The sequence below is a fragment of the Caulobacter sp. NIBR1757 genome (assembly GCF_027912495.1).
Classification (GTDB): Bacteria; Pseudomonadota; Alphaproteobacteria; order Caulobacterales; family Caulobacteraceae; genus Caulobacter.
Genome location: NZ_CP115463.1, coordinates 3,624,297 through 3,643,813, shown reverse-complemented (window position 1 = coordinate 3,643,813; position 19,517 = coordinate 3,624,297). Strand labels below are relative to the sequence as shown.

At 68.3% G+C, this 19,517-nt stretch carries 22 protein-coding genes; 9 read left to right on the top strand and 13 right to left on the bottom strand.

Translation table 11 applies throughout. From position 1 onward, the window contains the following. Position 1: 1 nt before the first annotated feature. The 11 genes from O5I81_RS17630 to O5I81_RS17580 are packed head-to-tail and all read right to left on the bottom strand — an operon-like array spanning position 2 to position 11,117. Positions 2-1,222: a beta-ketoacyl-ACP synthase gene (locus tag O5I81_RS17630; RefSeq protein WP_271066169.1), complete on the bottom strand. Its 1,221-nt coding sequence runs from the start codon at positions 1,220-1,222 to the stop codon at positions 2-4. Continuing rightward, positions 1,222-1,962 (bottom strand): 3-ketoacyl-ACP reductase FabG2, encoded by a 741-nt coding sequence (locus O5I81_RS17625; RefSeq protein ID WP_348637268.1) that lies wholly within the window; start codon positions 1,960-1,962, stop codon positions 1,222-1,224. Before O5I81_RS17625 ends, O5I81_RS17630 begins: the two co-directional genes overlap by 1 nt. Next, positions 1,959-2,414 carry a hypothetical protein gene (locus O5I81_RS17620; protein WP_271066168.1) on the bottom strand — a complete coding sequence of 152 codons (456 nt, stop codon included), beginning with the start codon at positions 2,412-2,414 and terminating at the stop codon, positions 1,959-1,961. Before O5I81_RS17620 ends, O5I81_RS17625 begins: the two co-directional genes overlap by 4 nt. Then, positions 2,411-3,586 (bottom strand): beta-ketoacyl-ACP synthase, encoded by a 1,176-nt coding sequence (locus O5I81_RS17615; protein WP_271066167.1) that lies wholly within the window; start codon positions 3,584-3,586, stop codon positions 2,411-2,413. Before O5I81_RS17615 ends, O5I81_RS17620 begins: the two co-directional genes overlap by 4 nt. Continuing rightward, complete coding sequence (locus tag O5I81_RS17610) at positions 3,583-4,179, bottom strand: DUF3261 domain-containing protein (RefSeq protein ID WP_271066166.1); 597 nt, start codon at positions 4,177-4,179, stop codon at positions 3,583-3,585. The genes O5I81_RS17615 and O5I81_RS17610 overlap by 4 nt, the downstream gene beginning before the upstream one ends. Continuing rightward, entirely contained in the window at positions 4,176-5,414 is a 1,239-nt protein-coding gene (locus O5I81_RS17605; protein WP_271066165.1) for a tryptophan 7-halogenase, read from the bottom strand. Before O5I81_RS17605 ends, O5I81_RS17610 begins: the two co-directional genes overlap by 4 nt. Further along, entirely contained in the window at positions 5,398-7,644 is a 2,247-nt protein-coding gene (locus tag O5I81_RS17600) for an MMPL family transporter (protein ID WP_271066164.1), read from the bottom strand. Before O5I81_RS17600 ends, O5I81_RS17605 begins: the two co-directional genes overlap by 17 nt. A gap of 6 nt (positions 7,645-7,650) precedes the next feature. Beyond that, positions 7,651-8,235, bottom strand: a complete 585-nt coding sequence (locus O5I81_RS17595) for an outer membrane lipoprotein carrier protein LolA (RefSeq protein WP_271066163.1) — start codon at positions 8,233-8,235, stop codon at positions 7,651-7,653. Next, the gene (locus O5I81_RS17590) at positions 8,178-8,603 is read right to left on the bottom strand and encodes an acyl-CoA thioesterase (protein ID WP_271066162.1); all 426 of its coding nucleotides are present in this window, start codon (positions 8,601-8,603) and stop codon (positions 8,178-8,180) included. Before O5I81_RS17590 ends, O5I81_RS17595 begins: the two co-directional genes overlap by 58 nt. Further along, positions 8,603-10,168 carry an aromatic amino acid ammonia-lyase gene (locus tag O5I81_RS17585; protein ID WP_271066161.1) on the bottom strand — a complete coding sequence of 522 codons (1,566 nt, stop codon included), beginning with the start codon at positions 10,166-10,168 and terminating at the stop codon, positions 8,603-8,605. Before O5I81_RS17585 ends, O5I81_RS17590 begins: the two co-directional genes overlap by 1 nt. 22 nt (positions 10,169-10,190) lie before the next feature. Further along, complete coding sequence (locus O5I81_RS17580; RefSeq protein ID WP_271066160.1) at positions 10,191-11,117, bottom strand: hypothetical protein; 927 nt, start codon at positions 11,115-11,117, stop codon at positions 10,191-10,193. A gap of 145 nt (positions 11,118-11,262) precedes the next feature. Between O5I81_RS17580 and O5I81_RS17575 the strand changes: the two genes are divergently transcribed. The 7 genes from O5I81_RS17575 to O5I81_RS17545 are packed head-to-tail and all read left to right on the top strand — an operon-like array spanning position 11,263 to position 14,815. After that, the gene (locus O5I81_RS17575) at positions 11,263-11,712 is read left to right on the top strand and encodes a hypothetical protein (protein ID WP_271066159.1); all 450 of its coding nucleotides are present in this window, start codon (positions 11,263-11,265) and stop codon (positions 11,710-11,712) included. A gap of 31 nt (positions 11,713-11,743) precedes the next feature. Continuing rightward, a complete protein-coding gene (locus O5I81_RS17570; RefSeq protein ID WP_271066158.1) occupies positions 11,744-12,193 on the top strand; it encodes a hypothetical protein in 450 nt (149 codons plus the stop codon). 28 nt (positions 12,194-12,221) lie between these two features. Then, positions 12,222-12,677: a hypothetical protein gene (locus tag O5I81_RS17565; protein WP_271066157.1), complete on the top strand. Its 456-nt coding sequence runs from the start codon at positions 12,222-12,224 to the stop codon at positions 12,675-12,677. Positions 12,678-12,685: 8 nt separating this feature from the next. Then, on the top strand, positions 12,686-13,141 hold the full coding sequence (locus tag O5I81_RS17560; RefSeq protein ID WP_271066156.1) for a hypothetical protein: 456 nt from the start codon (positions 12,686-12,688) through the stop codon (positions 13,139-13,141). A gap of 4 nt (positions 13,142-13,145) precedes the next feature. Beyond that, complete coding sequence (locus O5I81_RS17555; protein WP_271066155.1) at positions 13,146-13,604, top strand: hypothetical protein; 459 nt, start codon at positions 13,146-13,148, stop codon at positions 13,602-13,604. Then, complete coding sequence (locus tag O5I81_RS17550; RefSeq protein ID WP_271066154.1) at positions 13,604-14,047, top strand: hypothetical protein; 444 nt, start codon at positions 13,604-13,606, stop codon at positions 14,045-14,047. The genes O5I81_RS17555 and O5I81_RS17550 overlap by 1 nt, the downstream gene beginning before the upstream one ends. Positions 14,048-14,074: 27 nt before the next feature. Next, entirely contained in the window at positions 14,075-14,815 is a 741-nt protein-coding gene (locus O5I81_RS17545; protein ID WP_271066153.1) for a glycosyltransferase family 2 protein, read from the top strand. A gap of 211 nt (positions 14,816-15,026) precedes the next feature. Here the strand turns inward: O5I81_RS17545 and O5I81_RS17540 are convergent, their stop codons facing one another. Further along, the gene (locus O5I81_RS17540) at positions 15,027-15,500 is read right to left on the bottom strand and encodes a 4'-phosphopantetheinyl transferase superfamily protein (RefSeq protein WP_271066152.1); all 474 of its coding nucleotides are present in this window, start codon (positions 15,498-15,500) and stop codon (positions 15,027-15,029) included. A 151-nt stretch (positions 15,501-15,651) separates the two neighbouring features. Beyond that, complete coding sequence (gene secA, locus O5I81_RS17535) at positions 15,652-18,417, bottom strand: preprotein translocase subunit SecA (protein WP_271066151.1); 2,766 nt, start codon at positions 18,415-18,417, stop codon at positions 15,652-15,654. 224 nt (positions 18,418-18,641) lie between these two features. Between secA and O5I81_RS17530 the strand changes: the two genes are divergently transcribed. Then, positions 18,642-19,037, top strand: a complete 396-nt coding sequence (locus O5I81_RS17530; RefSeq protein ID WP_271066150.1) for a DUF4282 domain-containing protein — start codon at positions 18,642-18,644, stop codon at positions 19,035-19,037. Beyond that, a complete protein-coding gene (locus O5I81_RS17525) occupies positions 19,038-19,502 on the top strand; it encodes a hypothetical protein (RefSeq protein ID WP_271066149.1) in 465 nt (154 codons plus the stop codon). The last annotated feature ends 15 nt before the right edge of the window (positions 19,503-19,517 follow it).

Here is a 19,517-nt window from a genome sequence, read left to right as displayed (position 1 = left end):
GTCAGACGCGCCCGAAAATCACCGAGGTGTTGATGCCGCCGAAGGCGAAGTTGTTGGAGGCGAAGAACTCGCCGCCGCTGACATCGCGGAAGTCGCCGTGGATGTAGTCCAGCGGCGCGCAGCGCGGATCGGCTTCCTTGAAGTTGGCGATCGGGGCGGCGACGCCCTGGCGCAGCATCTCGATGCCCAGCCAGGCCTCGATGGCCCCGCAGGCGCCCAGGGTATGGCCGAAGTGGCCCTTCAGGGTGTGGAAGGGCGTCCGGTCGCCGTAGACCTCCATGGTGGCGGTGGCCTCGGAGGTGTCGCCGGCCACGGTGGCGGTGCCATGGCCGTTGATGAAGGCCAGGTCCGAGGGCGCGATGCCGGCGTCGCGCAGGGCCTCGCGCATGACCACGGCCTGGACCTCGCCGTCCGGGTGGCTGATGTGGGCGCCGTCGGCGTTGGTGGCGAAGCCCTTGATCTCGGCCAGGGGCGTGGCGCCGCGGGCCAGGGCATGCTCCAGCTCCTCCAGCACCAGGAAGGCGGCGCCTTCGCCGGTGACCAGGCCGTCGCGCGAAACATCGAACGGGCGGCTGGCGGTGTGATCGTTGATCTTGCTGGTGGCATAGAGGCGGTCGAAGACCATGGCCATGGTCGGGCACAGCTCTTCCGCCCCGCCGGCCAGCATGACGTCGGCCTTGCCGGCCTGGATGGCCTCGACGCTGTAGCCGATGCCCTGGCTGCCCGAGACGCAGGCGCTGGAGGTGGTGATGATCCGGCCCTTGATGCCGAAGAAGACGCTGACGTTGACCGGCGCGGTGTGGGCCATCATGCGGATGTAGCTGGTGGCGTTCAGCTTGCCGGCCTTGCCGGTGACCATGAAGTTGCCGAAGTCGACGGTCGGTTCGGTCGAGCCGTAGGAGCTGCCGGCGGCCACCCCGACCCGGCCCGAGGCCAGGATCGGATCATCCTTCAGGCCGGCCATCTGCAGGGCGCGGTCGGCGGCGTCGACGGCCAGCACGGCGCAACGGCCCATGCTGCGCATGGCCTGGCGCGGGAAGTGGCCTTCATGTTTGAACCAGTCGGCCCCGCCGGCCACCTTGATGCCCATGTCGGTGAGGCGTTCCCACTCCGGCATGTAGCGGATACCGGTCTTGCCGGCGCGCATCCCCGCCTCGATTTCGGACCACTGCTGGCCCATCGAGGTGATGCCGGCCATTCCGGTAACCACCACGCGACGCATCACACCAAACCCCCATTCACCCCAATGACTTGCCGGGTGATGTAACCCGCATTGGGCGAAAAAAGAAACGCGATCAATTCACTCACCTCGTCGACATGGCCGATCCGGCCCATCGGAATGGCCTGGATGACCTCGGGCCGCACCTCGCCGATCATGCCGGTGTCGATCAGGCCGGGGGCGACGGCGTTGACGCAGATCTTGCGCGACGCCAGCTCCATGGCGAGGGCCTTGCAGGCCCCGATGATGCCGGCCTTGGCGGCGCTGTAGTTGACCTGCCCGCGGTTGCCCATGACGCCGGACACGCTCGACAGGGCGATGATCCGGCCCCCGTCGCGGCGGCGGATCATCGGCATGGTGAGCGGGTGAACCACATTGTAGAAGCCGTCGAGGTTGGTGCGCAGCACCGCGTCCCAGTCCTCGCCGCTGATGGCCGGGAAGGCGTTGTCGCGAGTGATGCCGGCGCTCAGCAGGATGCCCCAGTAGGCCCCCTTGTCCTCCAGCCGGGCGGTCAGGGCGGCGGCGGCGGCGGCCCGGTCCGAGACATCGAAGCTCATCAGGTCGGCCTCGCCGCCGGCGGCGCGGATTTCCTCCGCCGTGGCCTCGGCGCCGGCCCGGTCGCCGCCGTAATGGACGGTGACCGGATGGCCGGCCGCGCCGATGCGGATGGCGCTGGACCGGCCGATGCCCTTGCTGGCGCCGGTGACCAGCACCGGGCGCTTGACGTTCAGCTCTCGGCTCACAGCCTGGTTCCTTCGAGATAGGCGGCCATGTCGGCCGGCTGGAAGACGTTGACGGTGGCGTTGGCGACTTCCGTCCCGTCGGCGGCCAGCACCCGGCACTGGTAGCTGGAGGTCTCGCCGTCGATCAGGCAGGTCGATTCCAGGGTCAGGGTCTCGCCCGGCTGCAGCCAGGCGCGGCTGGCGGCGAACTTGCGGCAGCCGAGCAGGAAGCCGAGCTCTGGCCCCTGGCCGCGCCGGAAGCGGCGCAGGCCATCGGTGGCGCAGATGCCCTGGGCCATCATCTCGAAGGCGACATAGGTCGGCACGCCCTGGCCCGGAACCAGGAACAGATTGTCGGCGGCGATGGTGTGTTCGGCGCGGGTGGTCTCACCCTCTTCGCCGACGATCCGATCGACGAGCAGCATCGGCGGCTTGTGTGGAACGAGGCCCTGGATGTCGGGATAGGCGGTCATGACTGGCTGAGGATGACGGCGGCGTTGTTGCCGCCGAAGGCGTAGGAGGCGGAGAGGGCGTGGCGAAGGCCGGCGACGCGGTCGCCCGGCGCGGCCAGGCGGACCGGCGCCAGCTCCGGGTCGGCCTGGCCGTCCCAGATGTGCGGCGGCAGGGCGCCGTCGTTTTCAAAGGCCAGCAGGCAGAAGCTGGCCTGCACCGCGCCGGCCGCACCAAGCGTGTGGCCGGTCAGCGGCTTGGTCGAACTGACCGGCGTGGCGTCGCCGAACACCCGGCTGATGACGCCGGCCTCCATGCGGTCGTTCAGCTCGGTGCCGGTGCCGTGCAGGTGCACATAGCCGATGTCGGCGGGGGACAGGCCGGCCATGGCCAGGGCCTTGCGGGCCGCCGCCTCGCCGCCGGCCCCGGTCGGGTCGGGAGCGCTGATGTGGTGGGCGTCGCTGGTCTCGCCCCAGCCGGCGACGCGGACGGGGGCCTCGTCGACGGTCAGCAGGAACAGGCCCGCGCCCTCGCCGATGTTGATGCCCTTGCGGTTGACGCTGAAGGGGTTGGTCAGCTCCGGGCTCAAGGCTTCGAGGGCGCCGAAACCGTTGAGGGTCAGGTCACAGAGGGTGTCGAGGCCGCCGCACAGCACCGCGTCGCAGAGGTCGGCCGCGATCAGCCGCGCTCCCGCCGCAATGGCCTTGGCCCCCGAGGTGCAGGCGGTGGAGACCGCATAGGCCGGCCCGGCCGCGCCGGTCAGCGCCTGGGCGGCGGCGACCGGGTCGTTCAGTTCCTGGACGTCGAAGTGGTAGCCCTGGGGCCAGTCCTGGCCGGCCAGCCTGGTGCGCAGGGCGTGCAAACTTTCGTCGACGCCCGAGGTGCTGGTGCCCAGCACGACGCCGACGCGGCGGGCGCCGTACTTCTCGATGGCGGCGGCGACGGCCGGACCGATGTCCTTCAGCACATGGCCGAGCATGCGGTTGGTGCGGCTGCGGGTCGGCTGGTCGGTCAGGTCCCCTTCGCCGAGCGAGAAGGGCAGGGCGCCGACCGGGACCTCGCGCCCGTCGACCAGGGTCCAGCGGCCAGACACCGTCGGCGGGGCGGCGCTGAACAGCTTCGTCGCCACTTCCGTCCTGTCGGCGCCCAGGGCGCAGGCCACGGCGTGGCTGGCCACATAAGCGCGGCGGCTCACTGGCCGGCCTCGCGGCTGACGATGGTCAGGGTGTAGCCGAAATCGTGGTTGGTCAGGGTGCGTTTGCTCGACCCGTCGGCGTCGCGCACCGCCGGCGGGATATCGACCACCAGCTCGCGGTCGCGGACCAGCTTGCGGTGACCGTCGGGATAGTCCCAGACCTCCAGCCGACCGCCCAGCGCCTTTTCCAGCGCCGTCCTCGGCCAGCTTGTCATCACCAGATCCGCCAGCACGTTCTCGCCGCGGAAGCCCGGCGGCGGCGCGCCGTCCGTCTTCGTCCGGACGCCCGTCGCGTCCCAGTCGATCTGGGCGACGCGGGGGCCAGCGGGGGCGGTAACGATGACGGTCACCTTTTGGGGCGACAGGCTGACCAGGGCGTCGAAGGCCACCTTGCGGGGGCCGTACTGGGCGACGATGGACTGGGCCATCTCCTTTTCGCCCGGATAGGCGGGCGGCAGGGGCAGGGTCAGGTAGACCCTGTCGCGCGCCACCGCCGCGACGCCGGCCGGCGGCGGCGGCCCTGCCGGCGGGCCGGTCACGCAGCCGGCCAGGAGCGTGCCCGCCAGCAGCAGGGTGAGGAGGCGGCCGGTCATTCCGCCATGGTGGTCAGGAACCGGTCCACCGTCTTCAGATAGCGGTCGGGCTGCTGCACGATCGGGTTGTTGCGGTCCCAGGCGTAGCCGGCCAGCACCGAGGTCAGGTGGCGGACGATGTCGTTGGCCTCGTCCGGCTTGTTGAAGATGATCCGCTGCAGGCTCTCGTCGTACCAGGTGGAAACGCAGGCGCGGAAGGTGTCGATGCCGATGTAGAGCTCGTCGGAGAACTCCTTCTGCCAGTCGACGGTCTCGCCGTTCAGCTGGCGGTCGATCAGGCCGGTGGCCAGCTGGGCCGACTTCAGGGCGATGGTCACGCCGGAGGAGAAGACCGGATCGAGGAACTCGGCGGCGTTGCCAAGCAGGGCGTAGCTGGGGCCGTACAGGCTCTTCACCGAGCAGGAATAGCCATGGATGGTGCCAGGCTCGCGGTAGGGCTGCTTGTTCTTCAGCACCTCCTTCATCCGGGTGGTGGCGCCGACCAGGGTGTCGAGGCGTTCCTGCTCGGTGGCCCCGGCCGCCTCGACGATCTCGGGCGAGCCGACCACGCCCATCGAGGAGATGCCGTCGGCCAGCGGGATCAGCCAGTACCAGACGTGGCGATGCTCGGGGTGGATGGAGACGAGGATCTTGTTCCGGTCGAAGGTCGGGTCGTCGATGTTGTCGACCACCTGGCAGAAGACGCCCTGGCGCGGCGGAAACTGCGAGGGAACCTCCAGGTCCAGCAGGCGGCTGAGCGTGCGGCCAAAGCCGCTGCCGTCGAGGCAGAAGCGGGCCTCGATGGTGCGGACGCTGCCGTCCTCGTTCTTGACCGTCAGTTTGACGCCGTCGTCATCGCTTTCGAAGGCGGTGACTTCCTCGCCGTAGACGACTTTGGCGCCCATCTCGGCCGCGCCGTCGGCGAGGATCTTGTCGAACTTGCTGCGCATCACCTGGATGGTGGTGCCGGGGCCTTCCGCCGATTTGTCGGGGAAGTAGATGGCCTTGTAGTCGTCGTTCAGCTGGAAGGCGGCGCCGTTCTTGAACTGGAAGCCGCCGGCCTCGACGGCCGGCAGCAGGCCGGCGTCGTCGAGGATGGCGATCGATTGCGCCAGCAGGCTTTCGCCGATCGAGAAGCGCGGGAAGTGGGTCTTCTCGATGACCTCGACCGTCCGGCCCTTCTGGCGCAGGAAGGCGGCGGCGGCGGCGCCGGAGGGGCCCGCCCCGATGATGACGACATCAAGCTTCTCGGACATGTCTTCCCCCGAAGTACCCGGCAATAAACGACAACCCGTAAGAGATGGCGAGGCCCGCCGCAACGGCGATGCCGAAAGCCCTTACAGGATAGGTGGAACTGAGACTCAAAAGCCCCATCGACAGGATGGCCGTCAGGGCGGTGATCAGGATCGGCAGGCCGGCCAGCGGCGAGCGTTTGCCGATCGCCGCCTCGTAGCGAAGGATCGAATAGTCCGCCCCGGTGCCGACCACGACGAAGGCTCCCATCAGCGAGAAGAAGCTCATCGGCGTGCCCAGCGCGCTGGCGGCGATCACGCCGCCGGCCACGCCCATGGCCGGGGCGATCAGGATGCTCAGGGCCGAGGCGCGGCGGTAGATGGCCAGCAGCACCAGGCCGATGACGACAAAGGCGGCCAGGGCGGCGAAGCCGGCCTTGCGGCGGTAGTTGCCGAAGGCCTCGCTGTAGGCGCCGGTCGAACTGACGTAGGCCGCGTCGGTCAGGTCTTTCGTGGCGGCGATGACGGCCGGGGCGGCGGACTCCGGGACCGGGGCGATCAGGTAGCTGAGATGCTGCGACTCGCCGCCGAGGCTGGCGATCCAGCCGGGCAGCTTGATGGCCTTGGGCGCATCGAACGGCTTGAGCTCGGCCAGCGGAATGCCGAGCAGCGCGGCCCGCTCGGGCAGGCGGGGGGTGATCAGGCTGTCCTTGATGCGGGCCTCTGTCGCCGCCCGTTCGGCGGCCGGCGGGTCGAAGCGGCCGGGGGCGAGGATGCCGCCGCGGGCCTCGGGGGGCAGGGCGGCGAGGACGGCGGCCTCGCGGGCCTTGGCGGCGTCTGCGGTCGGGCCCCAGGAGAGCAGGAAGTTGGGGCTGAATCCGATGCCGGAGGCCTTGCGCACCGCCTCTTCCTCGGCGACCAGCACCGGCGAGCGCGGCTGGAATTTGCGCACGTCGTCGAGGGTCGAGAAGTGGGTGATGGCCCAGGCGGCGCCGGCGGTGAAGACGAGCAGGAAGGCGGCCAGGGTCCAGGCGTTCCACGACAGCCGGCCGCGGGCGGCTTCCAGCCGGGTCCAGATGCCAGCGAAGCGTTCGGCCCTGGCCTCCGGCACGGCGCGGTCGAACAGGGGCACGATGAGGAAGGCGCAGGCCCAGGCGCTGATCAGGCCGCCGACCGCGAACACCGCCATCTGGCTGAAGATCGGCACCCCGAACAGGGCCAGGCAGCCGAAGCCCATCGCCGAGGTGATCATGCAGACGGTGACCGGCCGGAAGATCATCTTCAGCCGCTCGGCGCTGTCGCTCCAGCGAGTCATCGGCCCTGTGGACAGGTAGTAGATGGCGTAGTCGGCGGTGACCCCGACGAAGGCCGAGCCGAACACGAAGGTCAGCATGTGGACGGTCGGGAAGACCGCGAACACCGCCGCCAGCGAGCCGAGGTAGCCAGCTCCGACCACCAGCAGGGTAACCGGCAGGGCCCGGAAGCGGCGGAAGACGACCAGCAGCAGCAGGATGATGCCCAGCGTCGAGGCGACGCCGACGGTCGAGATGTCCTTGCGGGCGTGCCGGGCGCCGTCCTCGGCGTGGAAGGCGGCGCCGGCCCGGGCGATGGTCACGCCGTCGTGCCTGTGGGTCGCGCGCCAGGCCTCGACGACCTGGGTGAAACTGGCCTGGGTATCCAGCTTGAAGGCCGAGCCGGTCAGGCGGCCGGTGATCAGGATGGCGCCGTCCTCGCCGGCCGCGCCGAAGCCGGTGGTCGGCAGCAGGCAGCCGGTCAGCCGCAGGGTCAGCAGGAAGGGGTCGCGCTGCAGCATCTCGCCGCTGACCGGGGCGACCGGCGAATAGAGCTGGACCAGCGAGGCCTGCACCGCGCCCTCGGCGTCGAAGTCGGCGGGCGAGGGCTCGCAGCGCAGCTGGTTGCGGTTGGCGAACAGCCAGCGGGCGGTCTCTTCGCCATCGACGGCGGCATCGACGAAGACCCCGCTGTCCTTCAGCCGTTTGGACAGATCGGCGGCGGCGAGCTGCGCCTGCTCCGGGGTCGGGGCCGAGACCAGCATGGCCACGCGTGACGAGGCGGCGGCCCCGGCCTGGACCATGGCCTCGCGGATCGGCGGCTTGAGCGCCTTGGCCGGCAGCAGGGACTGGATGTCGGTGTCGAGCGCGCCGCCGCCCAGCAGGCGGAAGGCAATGAAGGCCGCCGCCAGCAGGCAGGCGGCCAGATAGCCCCACAGCAGTCCTTTGCGGCCCCCCGACACGTCAGATCACCCCTTACGCACGGCGCCCATCTCGATGGCGATGGTGTCGCCGTTGGCCTGGCGGATGGTCACCGCCTCGGCGCGGGCGCAGCCGGCGATCTCGATGGTGGTTAGGAAACGCCCCAGGTTGGCGTCCTTCGGCTTCAGGGCCAGTTTCCAGGTCCCGCCCGGCGCAGCCGAGCCTCCGCTGATCGTGTAGTAGCGTTTCAGGGCGTCGTAGTTGCCGCTGAGGATGTCGAAAAGGCCGGAGCTGCGCAGGAACGGGTCGGCCGAGGCCGGGCCGACGGCCTGGGCCGGGCCGCCCTGCACCGACTGGGTAATTTTACCCGGGGTAATTGTCAGACGGACATCGACCGGCTTGACCACGCGCCAGTCGATGCGGCCCGGTTTGGCGGTCGCCACGCCGGTGCTGATCAGCGGCGTCTTCATGCTGGACAGCCGGCGGGTCTGCTTGAAGTCGAAGGCGCCGGTCTCGGCCTTCAGCTTGAACGGGTCGGCGCAGGCGGCGAACGAGGGGCCCGCGACCGCAACGATCAGGCAGCCGGCAGCCAGGGCGACAGCTTTTCGCGCAGGATGGGCGGGGTTTCCCAAAGCATCGTCTCCGTTTCGATTTCGATCGCCACCTGCACACTGGAGCAGCGATTGAGTCTTTGACCCGTCTTCAGGTCCTTGAATTCATAGTCGATTTTGAGGCGGTTTTCCCACTCGGTGATGCCGGCGACAATTTCGATCTCCTGATGGAGCCGCATCGGCCGGGCATAGCGGAAGCGCATGTCGATGATCGGCCAGCCATAGCCCGAGGCGATCATCGCCTCGTAGCCGTAGTCGATCTTGTCGAGGATGGCGACGCGGCCCAGCTCCATGAACTTCGGGTAGTAGCCGTGCCAGACGATGTTCATCGAATCGATGTCGTAGAACTGCGGCCTGGCCGTGGTCGTCGCCGTGACGATTGCCTTCATCAGATGTCCGCCAGGATCCCCGACCACTGGCCGGCGGCGAGGCTGGCGCACAGGCCGCGCAGGGTCTTGTCCAGCGGCGCGTCCTCGTCGATGAACGGCACGTGGTCAGCGGTTTCCTTGAGGAAGTCGCCGACCCGCTGGCCGAGTTCGGCCTCCTTCAGCCCGCCGTCGCGCAGGCGCAGGCGGACGGCTTGCGTACAGGCGATGATGTGGGCGGCGGCGACCTGCTCGGTCAGCTCCAGCACCCGCAGGCAGTCCCGGGCGGCAATGGTGCCCATCGAGACCTTGTCCTGGTTGTGACATTCGGTGGAGCGGCTGAAGACGGAGGCCGGCATGGTCAGCTTCAGGGCCTCGGCGGTCCAGGCCGAAACGCCGATCTGCACGGCCTTGAGGCCATGGTTGATCGGGGCGCGGTCGCCGGTGGCGCCCGACAGGTTCGAGGGCAGGCCGTTATTGTAGCGGGTGTCGACCAGCAGGGCGAGCTGACGGTCCATCAGGTCGGCCAGGTTGGCGATCAGGTTCTTCAGGCTGTCCATCACGAAACAGATGTGGCCGCCGTAGAAATGGCCCCCGTGCAGGGTGCGGCCGGTCTCGGGGTCGAACAGCGGGTTGTCGTTGGCGCTGTTGATCTCAGTCTCGATGGTCGTGCGGAAGTGGCCCAGCATGTCTTCCAGCACGCCGACGACATGCGGCGTGCAGCGGATCGAATAGCGGTCCTGCAGCCGGGTCGGGGTGTGCAGGCGGGCGAACTCGGCCAGGTCGGCGCGGATGCGGGCCCCGACGCGCATCTGGCCGGGGTGCGGCTTGGCGCTCATCAGGGCTTCGTCGAAGTGGGCCGGGTTGCCGAGCAGGGCCAGCGACGCCATCGAGGTCAGCCGGCAGACCAGCTTCGACATCTGTTCGGCGCGGTGGAAGGCCAGCGCCGCCAGCCCGGTCATCACGGCGGTGCCGTTCATGACCGCCAGGCCTTCCTTGGGCTTCAGCTTGATGGGGCTGAGGCCAGCCTTGGCGAAGGCCTCGGCCGAGCTCATCACCTGGCCGTTGTAGAGAACGTCCCGTTCACCGGCGAGCGCGCCGGCGATGTAGCTGAGCGGGGTCAGGTCGCCGCTGGCGCCGACGCTGCCCTCGGCCGGGATCAGCGGCAGGATGTCGAGGCGCAGCATGTCGCTGAGCAGGCGGACCAGATCGAGGCTGACGCCCGACCAGCCGCGCATCAGGGTGACCAGGCGCACGGCCATCACCGCGCGGGTCTCATGCGGCTCGAGGATGCGGCCGAGGCCACAGCCGTGGAAACGGGTCAGGTGCAGCGGCAGTTCGGTGACCAGCGGGTTGGGCACGCCGCGGGTGACGCTGTCGCCATAGCCGGTGGTGACGCCATAGATGACGCCGTCACGGGCCAGGGTGGCCTCGACATGGCCGGCCGAGCGGGTGATGGCGGCCAGCGCCGCATCCTTGGTGGTCAGGCGCAGGGCGACCTGACCCGTGGACAGGGCCCAGATGTCGTCGATGCTCAGGGGCCCGTCGCCGAAGGCGATGCCCTGGCTGTAGCCGGAAAAATCGTTCACGCCGTCCATAACCCCCAAACCCCTACAGTCGCCAGAAATCATAAAAGTTGAACCATTGGAACGGGTTGGCGAGCGCCTGTTCCTCGAGTTCCTTGGCAAAGCGGTTCACTGTCCCCTGCAGGGCTGCTTCGCGGCCCTTGCGCGGAAAATCAAGCCGTTCACTGAACTTCCGCAGGATGACCCGGTATCTGCCTTCCTGTCGCACGGAAAACAGCGTGTACACCGGGCATTTCAGCGCGGAGGCCAGGATGAAGGGCCCGGCCGGGAAGGGCGCGTCCTGGCCGAGGAACGGCGCCCAGATCGACGGGCTCTTGCCGCCGGGGGCGATGCGGTCAGCCAGGATCACCGCCCAGTCGCCGTTCTCCATCGAGGCGGCCAGGGTCATGGCGGCGGCGAGGCCCAGGTCGGTGACCTCGATGATCCGCACGCTCGACTTGGGGGCCATCTTCGCCATCATCTCGGCGAACTTCGCCGCGTTGGCGCTGTGGGCCAGGATGTTGACGCCGCGCCGCTCGCCAAGCGTGGCGATGGCCCGCATCACCTCCGGCACGCCGAGGTGGGCCGACAGCACCACGGCGCCGCGCCGGTCGGCGCGAACCTCCTGGAACTCCGGATCGTCGAGACCGACGGTCTTTTCCGGCGGGATGTCGCCCAGCCAGGCCGAAAAGCGGTCCAGCGCTCCGCCGGCGAAGACGAACTGATGCTTCAGCCCGCTCCACCAGGTCACCTCGCCGACATCGGCGCCGTGGGCTTTTGCCCGGCGCAGCCAGGCGAGGGAGGCTTCACGCTGGCGTTTGCCGGTGATGTAGAAGTAGCAGACGATCGGCGCCAGCAGCGCCATGGCCAGACGCCGGCCCAGCAGCCGATAGACCGTGGCCACCAGCCACAGTCCCGCGAACGCGCCACGCTCGGCCGTGTTGGCCCAGGTCGCCGCCATACGCTCAGTCATCCCCCGAAATGGTCATTGCCCGCCCCATGGTGGGCGATGTCTTAGGCCACTGAAATCGGTGCGTCACGTTGAGTCTCCCGTGGTGCGGTGTATTCTCGCAGGGCTGTTGTCCATGGGCCCGGGGCCCGTTCGAATGGGGATCGTCATGCACAAGCTCGCCGCCGTCGCCGCCATGCCACTGGCCCTGATCATCGCCTTCGCCCCCGCCGCCCAGGCGGCCGGGCGCGACGAACACATCAACTTCCCCATCGCCGAGGTGCTGAACAACCCCGAGTTCAAGGACAAGCTGCCGGCCGGCGTCCGCTTCTACTTCGGAACCCAGAAGGCCAGCGTCAGCCGGACCCTGGGCGAAACCCACACCAACAAGAAGACCAACGCCTTCAACAAGTCCGACAAGGCGGCTTGCGAGTGGACCATGCTGAGCGCCCTGATCGCCATCGGCGAGGATGCCAGGTCGCGGGGCGGCAACGCCGTCGTCGGTATCAAGTCGAACTACAAGGGTGTAGAAACCAGCAGCAACGACACCTACGTCTGCGGCGCCGGCGGCCTCATGGCCGGGGTGGCGCTGAAGGGGACCGTGGCGGTTGTCAAATAGTGTTCGCGTAACCGGTTCGGGGGGACCCAGCATGAAGTTCAGGCTCGCCGTCGCCGCCCTGGCGTTGACCGTCACCCTGGCCCTGCCGTCGATGGCGGCGATCCCGCGCGGCGACACCTATCCGATCTCCGATATCCTGGGCGACAAGAAGCTGGCCTCACGCCTGCCGGAGGGCATCCGCTTCTCCTTCGCCGACCAGCCCGCCAAGGTGGTCACGCCGCTCGGCGAGGTCAGCACCATGCGCAAATCGGGGCCCAAGGCCAGCCGCAAGAAGCCGGATCCCAAGGCCTGCGCCCGGGCCATGGCCAGCGGCCTGATCGCGCTCGGTGAACAGGCGAAGGCCAAGGGCGCCAACGCCGTGGTCGGCATCACCTCGCTGTACGACGGCGAGGTCACCGCCAGCGCCACCACCTACCGCTGCGAGCGCGGCCTGCAGCTGGTCGGCGTGCACATGATCGGCCAGGCGGCCATTGTCGAATAGGCGTCAATCCGGCGCGGGGGATAAAGTGATGAAGTGTTTGAAGGCCCTGGCGCTGGTGTCGGGATTGATCGCCGGTCTGGCTCCGGCGGCTGGCGCGCTGGCCTGGGGCAACGATGTCCGCACCTATGGCTACCAGGCGATCCTGCAAGACCCGGAGTTCATCGCGCGGGCGCCCAAGGGGGTGAAACTCTATTTCGCCGACCAGCCTGTCCAGGTGAAGCAGCAGCTGGGTGAGACCCACAGCAACCGCAAACGCCCGACTCCGGCCCGCAAGACGCCGATCAGTGTCGCCTGCCAGACGGTCGCCCGCGACGCCCTGGTGGCCATGGCCCGGGAAGCCCAGAGCAAGGGCGGCAACGCCGTCATCGGCATCCGCTCGCTCGTCGATGGCCAGGCCGGCGACAGCCCCGACCAATACCGCTGCTCGGTCGGCATGCAGATGCTGGGGGTCAGCCTGACCGGCACGATCGCCACCGTCGAATAGGAGCGATCATGAAATCGAAGACCCTGGGCCTGACCGTCCTCTGCCTGGCCGTCGCCGCCCTGCCGCTGCACGGCGCCTCGGCGGCGGCGCGCAAGTCGGACAAGATCGCCACCCTGTCGCTGCAGGACCTGATCCACCACCCCGACTATGCCGTCCATGTGCCCAGCGACATCAAGTTCTACTTCGCCGACCAGCCGGTGACGGTGAAGCAGATGCTCGGCCCGGTGAGGACCAGCCGGAAGACGACCCTGAAGACCGACCCCTTCGCCTCCTGCCGGTGGGCGATGTACAGCGCCCTGATCGCCATCGCCGAAGAGGCCCGGGTGCAGGGCGGCAACGCGGTGGTGAACATCAGGTCGAACTTCGGCGACGTCGAGACGGCCAGCCAGCAGAGCTACAAGTGCGGCATCGGCATGAGGATGGTCGGCGTCGCCCTGAAGGGCGACGTCGCGGTTGTCGAGTAGGCGCATGACCGCCCGGTTCCTCGTCCCTGGCGCGGCCGCCCTGGCGCTGGCCATGGTGTTCCCGGCAGGCCTCGGCCGGGCCGCGACCACCAGCTCCACCGACGTGGTCCTGGATGCCCCGCTGTCGGTTCTCGAAAAGCCCGCGAACCAGGACCGGCTCGGCCGCGACATCACCTTCCACTTCGCCGATGCGCCGGGCGGGACGCCGATCGAGGGCCGCATCCGCTCCCGCAAGCACGTGACCAACAGCTTCAAGGGCGTCGAGGCCGACTGCGAGGCGGCTCTGGTGTCGACGCTCGAGACGATCGCCATCTCGGCCCGCCAGCGCGGGGGGACCCGGGTGGTCAACCTGCGCTCCTTCTGGGCCGGCTATCCGACCTCCAGCGCCACCACCTACAAATGCGGTCGCGGCCGGGTCGCGACCAGTGTGTCGCTCGTCGGTACGCTTGAAGGATCCAACTGATGTCCCAGCGCATGATCCTCGCCGCCACCCTCGGCGGACTTCTCCTCCTCGGCGCGACCGGCGCCGCCAGGAGCGGCATGCAGGTGCTGGACGTCGGCGTCGGGCCGCTGTTCAGCAAGCCCGAGAATGTCGCCAGACTGCCGGAGGGCGTGCGCTTCACCTTCGGCGATGCCCCGGTCGAGGTGGTGCAGTCGCTCGGCCCGGTCCGCAGCAACCGCGCCTCGGTGAAGGGAAACCGCACCCTCAGCGACGCCTGCCGCTGGGCCATGCTGGGGGCCCTGAAGGGCCTCGGCGAACAGGCCAGGGCCAAGGGCTCCAATGCGGTCATCAGGCTGACCTCGACGATCGACGATCAGCCGGGCAGCGACACCACCTTCCGCTGCCGGGTTTCCAACAGCATTGTCCATGTCGCCGTCACCGGTGAACTGGCGCAGGTGAAATAGGGCCCCGTCTCTGGCACATCACCGGTCATGAGCTTTCGTCCGTGCGCGGTGATTCCCGCCTACAACCACTATCTGCGGCTGGGTCCCGTCATTGACGGGGTCCGGGCCCTGGGGCTCGACGTCATCGTCATCGACGACGGCAATGTCGAGCCGACCCAATCGGGACTGGCCGCCTTCCATGCGCCGGACCGGGGCGTCACCGTCGTCCGCCGGCCGGTCAACGGCGGCAAGGGCGCGGCGGTCATGGACGGCTTTCGCCATGCCGCCGCCGCCGGCTACAGCCACGCCCTGCAGATCGACGCCGACGGCCAGCATGAGCCGGAGCAGGCCGTGCGGTTCATCGACCTGGCGCGCGCCAACCCGACGGCGGTGATCGCCGGCCAGGCGACCTATGACGACACCGTGCCCAAGGCCCGCAAGTTCGGCCGCTTCATCACCCACTTCTGGGTCTGGGTCGAAACCTGCTCGCTCGACATCGCCGACAGCATGTGCGGCTTCCGGATGTATCCGCTGAAATCGACCCTGCGGACCATCAACGCCGAGCACATCGGCCCACGCATGCAGTTCGACACCGAGATCCTGGTGCAGCTGCACTGGCGCCGCGTTCCGGTGATCAATGTGCCGGTCCAGGTGGTCTATCCGCCCGACAACACCTCCAACTTCCGGATGCTGGCCGACAATGTGCGCATCAGCCTGATGCATCTGGGGCTGATCCTGCAGATGCCCGTGCGGCTGCCGCTGAAACTGCTGCGCAAGCGGCCCAGCTAAATCCTCCTTCGGCGCGAAGCGACGGGGGAGGGGGACCGCGCCCGCAGGGCGTGGTGGAGGGGGCAGCGCCGGCGGATCGGGTTTGCCCTGAACGCTGTCGTCGCCGCTCGCGCCAGAACGCTCATTGTCCTGACAGGCCGGCGCTGCCCCCTCCACCACCGCCTTCGGCGGCGGTCCCCCTCCCCCGTGACTTCGTCCCGGAGGAGGATTTTCAGCGCCACACCAGGCTCATCACGAACCCCGGCTCTGGCAGGGTCTGCAGCAGCCAGGCCTCGCCGACGGCAACCGGCTCAGCCGAAGCGTTCCCGCCCGCGATCCGGATCAGCGCCGGCTCCGGGTCCCGGCCAAACGCCTTGAACCATGCCTCCCCGAACGTCCAGCCGCGGTAGAACTGTTCGGGGTTCACCGTCTCGGCCGCGCCCAGATAATGTTCGGCAATCGCCGCCATCCGCCGGCGCGGGTCGATCCACTCGACGTCGATCCCCAGCCGCGTGACCGGCGGGCCCGCCACGGCGGCGGCGATCAGGCCCCGGCCGTGGCTGCGCGAGAACAGGGTCGCGTCGGGGTCCAGCTCGGCCTGCAGGGCGCGGGTCGCCGCGCTCTCCAGGGCCTTGGGCGGGCGCTGGCCCGGCTCAAACCCTTCGAGCCGCCTGACTGCGAAAAGGGGAACGGTGTATTTCAACATCTCCGTCATCCCGGCCGGAGCGTAGCGGAGAGCCGGGACCCAGGGGCCACGGTCACCGTCGAACGAAGCTGCGCGGTCGGTTCGCTGTCCCTCCCTGGGTCCCGGCTCAGGCCTGCGGCCTGTCCGGGATGACGGGGATGGGGATAGTCAATCAGACCAGCGAGCCGTGGCAGTGCTTGAACTTCTTGCCCGACCCGCAGGGGCAGGGGGCGTTGCGGCTGGTGCGTTCCCAGCCGTCCGGCAGGGCCGAGACGGGCAGGGCCGAGCGCTGCTGGGCGTCCAGGCCGCCGGCGGCGGCCAGGCTGAGAGCCCGTTCGTTCTCGCCGGTGTGGGGGTCCATGTGGATTTCCTGCAGGCCGGCCAGCGGATCTGGCTCGGGCTCGGCGTACTGGAACTCGACGGTCATCAGCCAGCGGGTGGTGTTGGTCCGCAGGTTGCCCAGCAGGGTCTCGAACAGGCTGAAGGCCTCGGTCTTGTACTCGTTCAGCGGGTCACGCTGGCCGTAACCGCGCAGACCGATGACGTTGCGCAGGTGGTCCAGGTGCATCAGGTGTTCGCGCCACTGCAGATCGATCATCTGCAGCAGGAAGTTCTTCTCGACCGAGCGCATCTGCTCGGTGCTGAGGATGGTCTCCCGCTCGGCCGCCCGGGCGTCGGCGGCGGCGTTGATCCGCTCCTCGATCTCCTCGTTGGCGATGCCTTCCTCGGCCGCCCATTCCTTGATCGGCAGCTGCAGGCCGAGGATCGCATCGACACGCTCGGTCAGGCCCTCGACATCCCACTGCTCGGCATAGGCCTTGGGCGGCAGGTGGCGGTTCACCAGGTCCTCGATGGTGTCCTTGCGCATCTCGGTGATGAAGGCCGACAGATCCTGCGCCTCCATGAACTCCTGGCGCTGCTCGAAGACGGCCTTGCGCTGGTCGTTGACGACGTCGTCGTACTTCAGGAGGTTCTTGCGGATCTCGTAGTTGCGCTGCTCGACGCGCTTCTGGGCGGTGGCGATGGCGCTGTTCAGCCACTTGTGGGTGATGGCCTCGCCTTCCTGCACCCCGAAGGAGCGCATGATGGCGTCCAGCCGGTCGCCGGCGAAGATGCGCAGCAGGTCGTCCTCGCAGCAGAGGAAGAACTTCGACTTGCCGGGGTCGCCCTGGCGGCCGGTCCGGCCGCGCAGCTGGTTGTCGATGCGGCGGCTTTCGTGGCGCTCGGTGCCCAGCACATAGAGGCCGCCCTCGCGCAGGGCGTGGGCCTTGGCGTCGGCGATCTGTTGCTCGAACTGGGCCTTTTCCTGGGCCTCGACCTTGCCGTCGGGCTCGATGCCCAGGCCCAGCTGCTCCTGGCGCCACTTGGCCATGTGCATCTCGACATTGCCGCCCAGCTGGATGTCGGTGCCGCGGCCGGCCATGTTGGTGGCGATGGTCACCGCCCCGGGGACGCCGGCGTCGGCGACGATCAGGGCTTCCTGGTCGTGGTAGCGGGCGTTCAGCACGCTGTGCGGGATGCCCTTGACGGTCTTGCCGTCGATTTCGAACCTGTGCTCGGCCAGCAGTTCCGACAGCTGTTCGGACTTCTCGATGGAGACGGTGCCGACCAGGATCGGCTGGCCGCGGCGGTAGCAGTCCTCGATCTGCTTGATGATGGCGACGTTCTTCTCGGCGGCGGTGCGATAGACCTCGTCGTCCTCGTCGATCCGGGCGATCGGACGGTTGGTCGGCACCTCGAGGACATCCATCTTGTAGATGTCGCCGAATTCCTGGGCCTCGGTCGCAGCCGTGCCGGTCATGCCGGACAGCTTCTTGTAGAGGCGGAAGTAGTTCTGGATGGTCACCGAGGCCAGGGTCTGGTTCTCGGGCTGGATGTCGGCGCCTTCCTTGGCCTCGATGGCCTGGTGCAGGCCTTCCGACAGCCGGCGGCCGGTCATCATGCGGCCGGTGAACTCGTCGATCAGGATGATCTCGCCGGCCTTGACGATATAGTCCTTGTCGCGCTGGTAGATGACGTTGGCGCGCAGCGCCTGGTTCACATGGTGCACGATGGAGACGTTGGCGGCGTCGTAGAGGCCGGCGGTGTCCTCGCCCAGGTGGTTGCCGGCGATCAGCATGTTCTCGACGTTTTCCTGACCGATCTCGGTCAGCAGCACCTGGCGCTGCTTCTCGTCGTACTCGTAGTTGGTCTTGTCGAGGATCAATTCTTTCACGATCAGGTCGACGATCTTGTAGAGCTCGCTGCGGTCTTCGGTCGGGCCGGAGATGATCAGCGGCGTGCGGGCCTCGTCGATGAGGATCGAGTCCACTTCGTCGACGATGACGAAGTTGTGGCCGCGCTGGACCATCTCGCTGACGTCATAGACCAGGTTGTCGCGCAGGTAGTCGAAGCCGAACTCGTTGTTGGTGCCGTAGGTGATGTCGCTGCGGTAGGACTGCTGGCGCTGGTTCTGGGAGAGGCCGTTGACGATAACGCCGACGCTGAGGCCCAGGAACTGATAGACGCGGCCCATCCATTCGGCGTCGCGGCTGGCCAGGTAGTCGTTGACGGTGATGACGTGGACGCCCTTGCCGCCCAGCGCATTGAGGTAGGTTGGCAGGGTGGCGACCAGGGTCTTGCCCTCGCCGGTTCGCATCTCGGCGATGCCGCCTTTGTGCAGGATCATGCCGCCGACCATCTGCACGTCGTAGTGCCGCTGGCCCAGCACCCGCTTGGAAGCCTCGCGGACCACGGCGAAGGCTTCGACCAGCAGCGCATCGAGGGTTTCGCCCTTGGCCAGGCGGTCCTTGAACTCGGTGGTCTTGGCGCGGAGCTGCTCGTCGCTGAGGGCGGACATCGCCGGCTCGAGGGCGTTGATCTTGGAGACCTGGGCGGCGAAGGCCTTGACCTGGCGGTCGTTGGCGGAACCGAAGAGCTTGCGAGCGAAGCCGAGCATGTAGGGATAAGGTCCGTGCAATAGTGACTGGCGGGGCGAAAACGCCCGGGAACACGCCAGAAAACCGCATTTCGAGCGCGCGGGAGACTTAAGCAGCGACCCCCCCGAAGTCAACGCGCGGGGCTGTCGCGACGGGGCGCCTGTTGCCGCAACGCGTCTGCGCTGATAGCGATGCGCCAACGAGCGGCCGGCGTATCTAAAGGCTGCAACCCAAGAGGTCGGGGATGGCTACGAAATCGAGACGGAAGTCTGGCGAAACCGGCGACGTGCTGCGGGATCTCCTGACCTTCGAGCGGCTGCTGACCGGGCCGGTCATCCATTTGATCTACTGGGCGGGCCTCGGCGTCATTGTCCTGGGCGCCTTCGGCTCGATCGGCGCCGCCATCGGCGTGGCCCTGAAGGAGCAGGAAATCGTCGGCAAGCTGCTGGCCATTCCGCTGGCCGTGGCCGGGGTGCTGATCTGTTTCGCCCTGGTCCTGCTGTGGCGCTCCTTCTGTGAATTCTACGTGGCCGTCTTCCGCATCGCCGACGACCTCAAGGGCCTGCGCATCGCCGCCGAGCGCGAGGTCGGCGGCCCGGTCAACACCGGCGGCCCGCCGCAGCGACCGTTCGCCGGCTAGATGCCGACGCTGGAGACGCCGGAATTCACGCTCGCCCTCGATGACGGCTGGGTGCAGGTGATCCATGACGTCACCGACCGCTACGTCTTCGACTCGCCCCTGCGCAACGCCAGCCTGACGGTCACGACCGAACCGATGCTGACGGGCGAGGACGAGCTGGACGCCGTCGCCGCCAAACTGGTCGACCATCGCATCGAAACCCACCTGACGGCCGCCCGCACGCATGGCTGGCTGTTCGAGATGGTCGATCCGGTCATCGTGGCGCAGGACTGGGGCAGGATGGTCGCCTATCACGGCCGGCTGCAGGCGGGCGGGGCGTTCAGCTATGCCGGCCTGGTTCTGCCCAGGGGGGTCGTCAGCCTGTTCGTCGAGTCGGAGACGGCGCCGGCCGAAGCCCTGAGCGAGATGCTCAATGAGGTCGCCTCGGGGATGGACCTCGGGGCCGGCGTGCACGGGCAAGGCTAAAAAAAGCTAATCCAA

Excerpts from the sequence above, each read along its gene's own strand:
- O5I81_RS17630 (WP_271066169.1), bottom strand. The coding sequence starts at position 1,222 with ATGCGTCGCGTGGTGGTTACCGGAATGGCCGGCATCACCTCGATGGGC.
- O5I81_RS17620 (WP_271066168.1), bottom strand. The coding sequence starts at position 2,414 with ATGACCGCCTATCCCGACATCCAGGGCCTCGTTCCACACAAGCCGCCG.
- O5I81_RS17610 (WP_271066166.1), bottom strand. The coding sequence starts at position 4,179 with ATGACCGGCCGCCTCCTCACCCTGCTGCTGGCGGGCACGCTCCTGGCC.
- O5I81_RS17605 (WP_271066165.1), bottom strand. The coding sequence starts at position 5,414 with ATGTCCGAGAAGCTTGATGTCGTCATCATCGGGGCGGGCCCCTCCGGC.
- O5I81_RS17590 (WP_271066162.1), bottom strand. The coding sequence starts at position 8,603 with ATGAAGGCAATCGTCACGGCGACGACCACGGCCAGGCCGCAGTTCTAC.
- O5I81_RS17580 (WP_271066160.1), bottom strand. The coding sequence starts at position 11,117 with ATGACTGAGCGTATGGCGGCGACCTGGGCCAACACGGCCGAGCGTGGC.
- O5I81_RS17575 (WP_271066159.1), top strand. The coding sequence starts at position 11,263 with ATGCACAAGCTCGCCGCCGTCGCCGCCATGCCACTGGCCCTGATCATC.
- O5I81_RS17570 (WP_271066158.1), top strand. The coding sequence starts at position 11,744 with ATGAAGTTCAGGCTCGCCGTCGCCGCCCTGGCGTTGACCGTCACCCTG.
- O5I81_RS17565 (WP_271066157.1), top strand. The coding sequence starts at position 12,222 with ATGAAGTGTTTGAAGGCCCTGGCGCTGGTGTCGGGATTGATCGCCGGT.
- O5I81_RS17560 (WP_271066156.1), top strand. The coding sequence starts at position 12,686 with ATGAAATCGAAGACCCTGGGCCTGACCGTCCTCTGCCTGGCCGTCGCC.
- O5I81_RS17555 (WP_271066155.1), top strand. The coding sequence starts at position 13,146 with ATGACCGCCCGGTTCCTCGTCCCTGGCGCGGCCGCCCTGGCGCTGGCC.
- O5I81_RS17550 (WP_271066154.1), top strand. The coding sequence starts at position 13,604 with ATGTCCCAGCGCATGATCCTCGCCGCCACCCTCGGCGGACTTCTCCTC.
- O5I81_RS17545 (WP_271066153.1), top strand. The coding sequence starts at position 14,075 with ATGAGCTTTCGTCCGTGCGCGGTGATTCCCGCCTACAACCACTATCTG.
- O5I81_RS17540 (WP_271066152.1), bottom strand. The coding sequence starts at position 15,500 with ATGTTGAAATACACCGTTCCCCTTTTCGCAGTCAGGCGGCTCGAAGGG.
- secA (WP_271066151.1), bottom strand. The coding sequence starts at position 18,417 with ATGCTCGGCTTCGCTCGCAAGCTCTTCGGTTCCGCCAACGACCGCCAG.
- O5I81_RS17530 (WP_271066150.1), top strand. The coding sequence starts at position 18,642 with ATGGCTACGAAATCGAGACGGAAGTCTGGCGAAACCGGCGACGTGCTG.
- O5I81_RS17525 (WP_271066149.1), top strand. The coding sequence starts at position 19,038 with ATGCCGACGCTGGAGACGCCGGAATTCACGCTCGCCCTCGATGACGGC.